The sequence below is a fragment of the Vibrio sp. genome, assembly GCF_050299255.1.
Lineage (GTDB): Bacteria > Pseudomonadota > Gammaproteobacteria > Enterobacterales > Vibrionaceae > Vibrio.
Map to the genome: position 1 here is coordinate 1 of NZ_JBNKVP010000118.1, position 6,854 is coordinate 6,854.

At 52.2% G+C, this 6,854-nt stretch carries 8 protein-coding genes; all 8 read left to right on the forward strand.

What is annotated here, in order from left to right:
* The first annotated feature begins 1 nt into the window (after nucleotide 1).
* Nucleotides 2-586, forward strand: coding sequence for an LPS assembly lipoprotein LptE (gene lptE, locus ACQY6F_RS17715; RefSeq protein ID WP_428776332.1), 585 nt, complete (start codon nucleotides 2-4; stop codon nucleotides 584-586).
* 9 nt (nucleotides 587-595) lie between these two features.
* Nucleotides 596-1,615 carry a DNA polymerase III subunit delta gene (gene holA, locus ACQY6F_RS17720; RefSeq protein ID WP_428776334.1) on the forward strand — a complete coding sequence of 340 codons (1,020 nt, stop codon included), beginning with the start codon at nucleotides 596-598 and terminating at the stop codon, nucleotides 1,613-1,615.
* A 69-nt stretch (nucleotides 1,616-1,684) separates the two neighbouring features.
* Nucleotides 1,685-2,002: a ribosome silencing factor gene (gene rsfS, locus ACQY6F_RS17725; RefSeq protein WP_428776336.1), complete on the forward strand. Its 318-nt coding sequence runs from the start codon at nucleotides 1,685-1,687 to the stop codon at nucleotides 2,000-2,002.
* Nucleotides 2,003-2,005: 3 nt separating this feature from the next.
* A complete protein-coding gene (gene rlmH / locus ACQY6F_RS17730; RefSeq protein ID WP_428776337.1) occupies nucleotides 2,006-2,476 on the forward strand; it encodes a 23S rRNA (pseudouridine(1915)-N(3))-methyltransferase RlmH in 471 nt (156 codons plus the stop codon).
* A 6-nt stretch (nucleotides 2,477-2,482) separates the two neighbouring features.
* Complete coding sequence (gene mrdA, locus ACQY6F_RS17735) at nucleotides 2,483-4,366, forward strand: penicillin-binding protein 2 (protein WP_428776338.1); 1,884 nt, start codon at nucleotides 2,483-2,485, stop codon at nucleotides 4,364-4,366.
* Nucleotides 4,366-5,487 carry a rod shape-determining protein RodA gene (rodA, locus tag ACQY6F_RS17740; protein WP_428776339.1) on the forward strand — a complete coding sequence of 374 codons (1,122 nt, stop codon included), beginning with the start codon at nucleotides 4,366-4,368 and terminating at the stop codon, nucleotides 5,485-5,487. The genes mrdA and rodA overlap by 1 nt, the downstream gene beginning before the upstream one ends.
* A gap of 49 nt (nucleotides 5,488-5,536) precedes the next feature.
* On the forward strand, nucleotides 5,537-6,274 hold the full coding sequence (locus ACQY6F_RS17745; protein WP_428776343.1) for a septal ring lytic transglycosylase RlpA family protein: 738 nt from the start codon (nucleotides 5,537-5,539) through the stop codon (nucleotides 6,272-6,274).
* Between the two features lie 87 nt (nucleotides 6,275-6,361).
* The coding region (locus tag ACQY6F_RS17750) for a D-alanyl-D-alanine carboxypeptidase family protein (RefSeq protein ID WP_428776341.1) at nucleotides 6,362-6,854 on the forward strand (493 nt) is incomplete at its 3' end.

Consider the following 6,854-nt stretch of genomic DNA (forward strand, 5'->3'; position numbering starts at 1 on the left):
TCTGTCTGCCAGCCTGTTGTCTGCCTGTGGTTATCACCTAAGGGGCGATTATTCTGTTCCCGACGAACTCAATACCATGTCGTTGACCAGCTACGACCAATACAGCACTTTCACCCGAATGATGAATGACCAACTGCGGCTGAGTAAAATTGACCTGGTCAAACCGGCGGTGGATGTCCCCAACCTGCACCTGTTAGGGGAAGGAATCGGTGAGCGCACCCTGTCGCTGTACCAAAACACCCGCGCGGCAGAAAAAGAGCTGACATTCCGAGCCTCTTACCGGGTCACTATCCCGGAAATCGGCTCAAAAACCTACTCCACCAGCGTAACCCGCAGCTATCTCGACAACCCGCTGGCCGCGCTGGCGAAATCGGTTGAACGAGAAATGATCGAGAACGAGATGCGCCGGCTGGCAACAACACAAATCATCCGTCAGATGGCCCGGCTGAGAGTGGATATCGAAGCCAAGGAAATGCTCGACAGCGAAGTGAAGCCAGAACAATCGGTTGAACAATATCGTATCAACACCATCCAGGGTGAATTGCCTGATGTCAGCAGCCCGCAAGCGACACCACAGAGCGAGTAACCGTCGATAATGCGCCTTTATGCCGACCGCCTGAACGAGCATCTTAGCCACAGCTTGCAACCTGTTTACCTGCTGTTTGGCAATGAACCGCTACTGTTGCATGAATCCCGGATTGCGATACGCGATGCTGCCCGCCAGCGCGGCTTTGACGAACGTCACCGCTTCAGTATTGACAGCCAGTTCGACTGGCAACCTGTCTATGACTGCTGTCAGGCACTGAGTCTGTTCTCGACCCGCCAGCTGATTGAACTTGATTTGCCAGAATCTGGCGTCAACGCAGCGATCGGCAAACAGCTGGCTGAAGTGGGCAGCATGCTCAACCCAGACATAATACTGGTAGTCATCGGTCAGAAATTAACTAAGGCTCAGGAAAACAGTAAATGGTTTAAGGCCCTGCACAGTAACGGCTGTCTGGTAAACTGCCTCAGCCCTGACATCCAGCGGCTGCCGCAATTTGTTCAGGCGCGCTGTCGTGCCAGCGGCTTAAAACCGGATGCCGAAGCGGTGCAAATGTTAGCCCAGTGGCACGAAGGCAACCTGTTCGCATTGGCGCAAAGCCTGGAAAAACTGGCGCTACTCTACCCCGATGGCCAGTTAACGCTACTGCGGGTCGAATCCGCACTCAGCCGACACAACCATTATTCGGTATTTCACTGGATCGACGCGCTGCTGGCAGGGAAAGGCAACCGGGCGCAACGAATATTGCGCCAGTTAGAATCTGAAGGTATTGAAGCGGTATTGCTGATCCGCTCCATACAAAAAGAACTTAAACTATTACTGACACTGCAAAGCATGCAGACGCAGGGACAACCGCTAGCCAAGGCATTTGAGCAGCATCGAATCTGGCAATCCAAACGACCGCTCTATTCTGCAGCACTACAGCGACTGCCTCAGACTAAGTTACTGCAATTACTAAGGCTATTAGCCGAAATAGAAGTGCGCTTCAAAACTCAATACGAACAGTCATGCTGGCCTTTGCTGCATCAGCTTTCAGCACAATGCTGTGTGGCCCACTTTAGCCTGACTTAAGGGCGAGCAAAGCGTGATATACTGCATCACAATCGACGTCGCCAACCGGACCAATAACAGGAGAACATTTTGCAACGCGACCAGTTAAAAGAATTTCTGGCAGATAAAGCCGATGATATGAAAGCGCTTGATATTGTCACCTTGGACGTTCAGGGCAAATCTAGCGTTACAGACTTTATGATTGTCTGCACTGGTACGTCAAAACGTCACGTAGTATCGATTGCCGATCACGTCGCCTCAGAAGTGAAAAAAGCTGGCCTGGAGCCTCTGGGTATGGAAGGCACCAACGAAGGCGAATGGGTCGTGCTGGATATGGGCAGTGCAATGCTGCACGTCATGCAAGAGCAGCACCGCGAGCTTTATCAACTCGAAAAATTGTGGAGTTAACCGGTGAAGATCACGCTGATCGCCGTGGGTACCAAAATGCCCAAATGGGTAGAACAAGGCTTCCAGGAATACCAACGCCGTTTCCCACACGACATGCCACTGGAATTAGTTGAAATAGCCGCCGGCAAACGGGGTAAAAACGCCGACATTGCCAGGATATTACACAAAGAAGGCGAAGCCATGCTGGCAGCCGTACCGAAAGGTAGCCGCATTGTCACACTGGATATCCCGGGCAAACGCTGGGATACCGAACAACTGGCCGGTCAACTGGATGCCTGGAAGCTGGATGGCCGTGATGTCGCCATTTTAATTGGTGGCCCGGAAGGACTAGTGCCTGCCTGTAAAGCGGCGGCAGACCAAAGCTGGTCGCTCTCTCCCCTGACCCTGCCTCACCCACTGGTACGCGTGATCATGGCTGAGAGCCTGTACCGGGCCTGGAGCATCACCACCAACCACCCGTATCATCGAGAATAACCGTCAATGTTACGCATACGCAGTCGGATCCGCGATTATCAAGAGGAAGCGCGCCTTTACAAAAGCCGGGCTATGGTGGCATTCGGGGCCATAGTGCTGCTGATGGGGACTCTGGTCGCCAACCTGTACAACATCCAGGTCAATCAGTATCAGGATTACAAAACCCGCTCGAACGATAACCGTATCAAAATAGTGCCCATTGCGCCAAACCGGGGGCTGATCTACGACCGTAATGGTGTGCTGCTGGCCGAAAACCGTCCGGTCTTCAACCTGGAAATCATCCCGGAGAAAGTCGCCGATATGGCAGAGACTATTGCCGGGCTGCAAACTATCCTGACCATCACTCCTGAGCAGATCGAACGCTTCGAACGGGAAAGGCGCCAGACACGGCGCTTCAAATCGGTGCCGCTGCTGACCCAGCTAACCGAGCAGCAGGTGGCGAAGTTTTCCGTGAACCAGCACAAGTTTCCAGGAGTATCTGTCACCGCTAACCTGAAACGCTACTACCCGTACGGCGAAGTGCTGACCCATGTGATCGGCTATGTATCGCGTATCAATGACCGGGATGTACAACGGCTAGTCAGAGAAGACAAAGACGCCAATTATCAGGCTACCCGAGACATCGGTAAATTGGGTATCGAACGCTTTTACGAAGATATGCTGCACGGAACCGCCGGCTATCAGGAAGTGGAAGTGAACAGCCGTGGCCGGGTGATTCGGGTACTGAAATACGTACCGCCAATTCCGGGAAAAGATCTGGTGCTTAACCTCGACATTGAAATGCAGCTGTTTGTGCATCAGTTAATGCGTGAACGGCGCGGCAGTGCCATCGTCCTGGATCCCAACGACAACGGCGTGTTGGCGATGGTATCCAGTCCCAGCTATGATCCTAACGCTTTTGTCCACGGTATATCCGGTAAAGCGTACCGAGAACTGCTGAACGATAAAAACCGTCCGCTGGTTAACCGGGCAACGCTGGGGATATACCCTCCCGCATCCACCATCAAACCATTTATGGCGGTAGCCGCCTTAAAAGAAGGCGTGATCACGCCGAATACGGTTCGCAACGACCCAGGTTACTGGCGTATTCCCAATTCCAAAACCAAGCCATTCCGTGACTGGTTACGCTGGGGCCACGGTAAAGTCGATGTGACCAAATCCATCGAAGAGTCGGTTGACACCTTCTTCTATCAGGTCGCCTATGACATGGGCATCGACCGTATTTCCCGCTGGATGATGCTGTTCGGTTTCGGAGATTTTTCCGGCATCGATATCCATGAAGAGAGCAAAGCCAATATGCCAACCCGGGAGTGGAAAATGGCCCGCCATCGCACCCCTTGGTATCAGGGCGATACCATTCCGGTCGGTATTGGCCAGGGATACTGGACCGCGACACCGATCCAACTGGCTAAAGCAACGTCAGTGCTGGTCAATCACGGTAAAGTGACTGCCCCTCACCTGCTGCGGGCCACGATTGAAAACGGCCAGAAGTTTGATTCGCAGCAGCTGGAAGAAATCGAAACCTACCCGCCAATCAGCAACGTAAGTAAGCGCTATTGGGATATCGCCCTCAATGGCATGCGGCTGGTTAACCATGGTAAGAAGGGAACCGCCCGACGCGCCTTCCACAACGCGAAATATGTCAGTGGCGGAAAGTCCGGCACCGCTCAGGTTTTCGGCCTGGCGGAAGATCAGGAGTATAACGCCGACGAACTGGCCGAACACCTGCGTGACCATGCCCTATTTACCGGATTTGCGCCATTTGATGCGCCAAAATATGTCGCCACGGTCGTGCTGGAAAATGCCGGTGGTGGTTCCAGCAACGGCGGACCGTTTGTGAAAAAGATCTTCGACTATGCACTGCTCGGTGAAAAAGAGGCAATTGAATAATGAAGCTTGATCCATCCACCGGACAGAACCGTTCCGTGTTTGAACGTGTTCATATCGACTTGCCGTTGCTACTCGGCATCCTGGTCGTCATGGGCTTTGCCCTGATCATCATGTACAGTGCCAGCGGTCAGAATATGGCGATGATGGAAAGACAGGCCATGCGTATGGTATTGGCGCTGGGGGTGATGCTGATACTGGCTCAAATCCCGCCCCGGAGTTACGAAGCCATGGCACCGGCACTATTTTTTATCGGCGTATTGCTATTGCTCGGGGTGCTATTTTTTGGAGAATCCTCCAAAGGGGCTCAGCGCTGGCTCAACCTGGGATTCGTCCGTTTCCAGCCTTCAGAATTACTCAAGCTGGCCGTTCCGCTGATGGTGGCTCGTTATATCGGTAAGCGAGCCTTGCCGCCGAGCTTTAAAACACTGCTCATCTCGCTGACGATGGTCATGGTGCCAACCATACTGATCGCCAAACAACCCGATCTGGGTACATCGATCCTGATCGCCGCTTCTGGGCTGTTCGTGATTTTCCTGGCCGGGATCAGTTGGAAAATCATTACTGCTGCCGGGCTGGCTCTCGGTGGTTTTATTCCGGTGCTGTGGTTTTTCCTGATGCGCGAATACCAGAAGGTGCGGGTTAGAACCCTGTTTAATCCCGAATCGGATCCGCTCGGCGCGGGGTATCACATTATTCAGAGCAAAATCGCCATCGGCTCAGGCGGCATGTCCGGTAAAGGCTGGCTCCAGGGTACTCAGTCACAGCTGGAATTTTTGCCCGAGCGCCACACCGATTTCATTTTTGCGGTTATCGCTGAAGAATGGGGCATGATCGGCTTTTTGGGTTTGCTGGCACTGTATCTGTTTATCATCGGCCGCGGGCTGTATTTGTCGAGCCAGGCGCAAACCGCGTTTGGTCGTATGATGGCGGGCAGTATCGTACTGTCCTTCTTCGTCTACGTTTTCGTAAACATTGGTATGGTAAGCGGCATTCTGCCGGTAGTTGGTGTACCCTTACCTCTCATCAGCTACGGCGGGACTTCTATGGTCACATTGATGGCCGGCTTTGGTATATTGATGTCCATCCATACCCATCGTAAAGCATTTTCTAAGGCGGCTTAAATTGACCTATTTACGATCTCTACTCACGACATTCACCCTGCTTGTCTTGATGGCAGGCTGTTCCAGCTCCGGTCGTTACAGCATTGAGAACGATGTCGCGCCAGAGAAGCCAATTTCGGTCGACCATATTGAAGATATCCAGCCGCAGTTTGAACCGTACAGTCTGGGCGGCAACCGGGATTACACCCTAAACGGCCAGCGCTACCAGATAATGAAATCGCCAACCGGGTTTAAGCAAAAGGGGCAGGCCTCCTGGTATGGCAAAAAGTTCCACGGCCACCTGACCTCCAATGGCGAAGTGTATGACATGTACTCCATGTCTGCCGCGCACAAAACTTTGCCACTGCCAAGCTATGTCAAAGTAACCAACCTGGATAATGGCAAATCAACCATTGTTCGCGTCAATGACCGCGGGCCGTTTCACCCCGGTCGTATCATTGACCTCAGCTATGCTGCGGCTTACAAGCTTGACGTGATTAAAACCGGTACTGCCAATGTCGAAATTGAAGTGCTTACCCCAGCCAAGCCTGCAAATCGCCAATCATCCCACGATCGGTTTGCAATTCAGGTGGCAAGTTCAAAATATCCTGACCGCTCGCGAACTTTAGCGTTGGAATTGAGTCAGAAATTATCTGTGGGCAGCTTTATTAGCAGCAGTGATAAGTTACACCGCATACTTCTGGGCCCTTTTGAGGACTATGAAAAGTCGCAGCAGGTCCTGGAACAAGTAAAACAGATGGGGTATTCGACAGCATTCGTCACTAAGCACAGCGCAAACTCACAATAACCTCACTTAGCGACCGACTCCGCCCGTGGCTTGCGCGGCGGTTTCTGTTAAGATATGGCCAGTTATGAAAATAAACCTGTATTCATCATGAAAAAAACCACATTATTTAAATCAATTATACTCTCTTCAGTCACGCTTTCTGCCAGCCTGATTGCTCATGCGTCACCTATTGTGGTTCCTGATGCACCGCAAATCGCCGCAAAAGGCTATGTACTGATGGATTTCCATTCCGGCAAGGTTTTGGCGGAAAAGGAAATGAACACCAAATTGTCTCCGGCTAGTCTGACCAAAATGATGACCAGCTACGTGATTGGCCAGGAACTGGCACGCGGCAATATTTCCCCTGACGATGATGTCACCATCAGTAAAAATGCCTGGGCGAAAAACTTTCCGGACTCGTCGAAAATGTTCATCGAAGTCGGCACCACTGTGAAAGTAGACGATCTGAACCGCGGCATTATTATCCAGTCAGGTAACGATGCGTGCGTGGCGATGGCTGAACATATTGCCGGTTCCGAAGATGCCTTTGTTGACCTGATGAACGCCTGGGCCAATACCATCGGCATGACCAACACCCACT

What these genes read in the sequence shown, in the direction of transcription:
- rodA (WP_428776339.1), top strand. Translation starts at nt 4,366, where the DNA reads ATGAAGCTTGATCCATCCACCGGACAGAACCGTTCCGTGTTTGAACGT.
- mrdA (WP_428776338.1), top strand. Translation starts at nt 2,483, where the DNA reads ATGTTACGCATACGCAGTCGGATCCGCGATTATCAAGAGGAAGCGCGC.
- ACQY6F_RS17745 (WP_428776343.1), top strand. Translation starts at nt 5,537, where the DNA reads ATGGCAGGCTGTTCCAGCTCCGGTCGTTACAGCATTGAGAACGATGTC.
- holA (WP_428776334.1), top strand. Translation starts at nt 596, where the DNA reads ATGCGCCTTTATGCCGACCGCCTGAACGAGCATCTTAGCCACAGCTTG.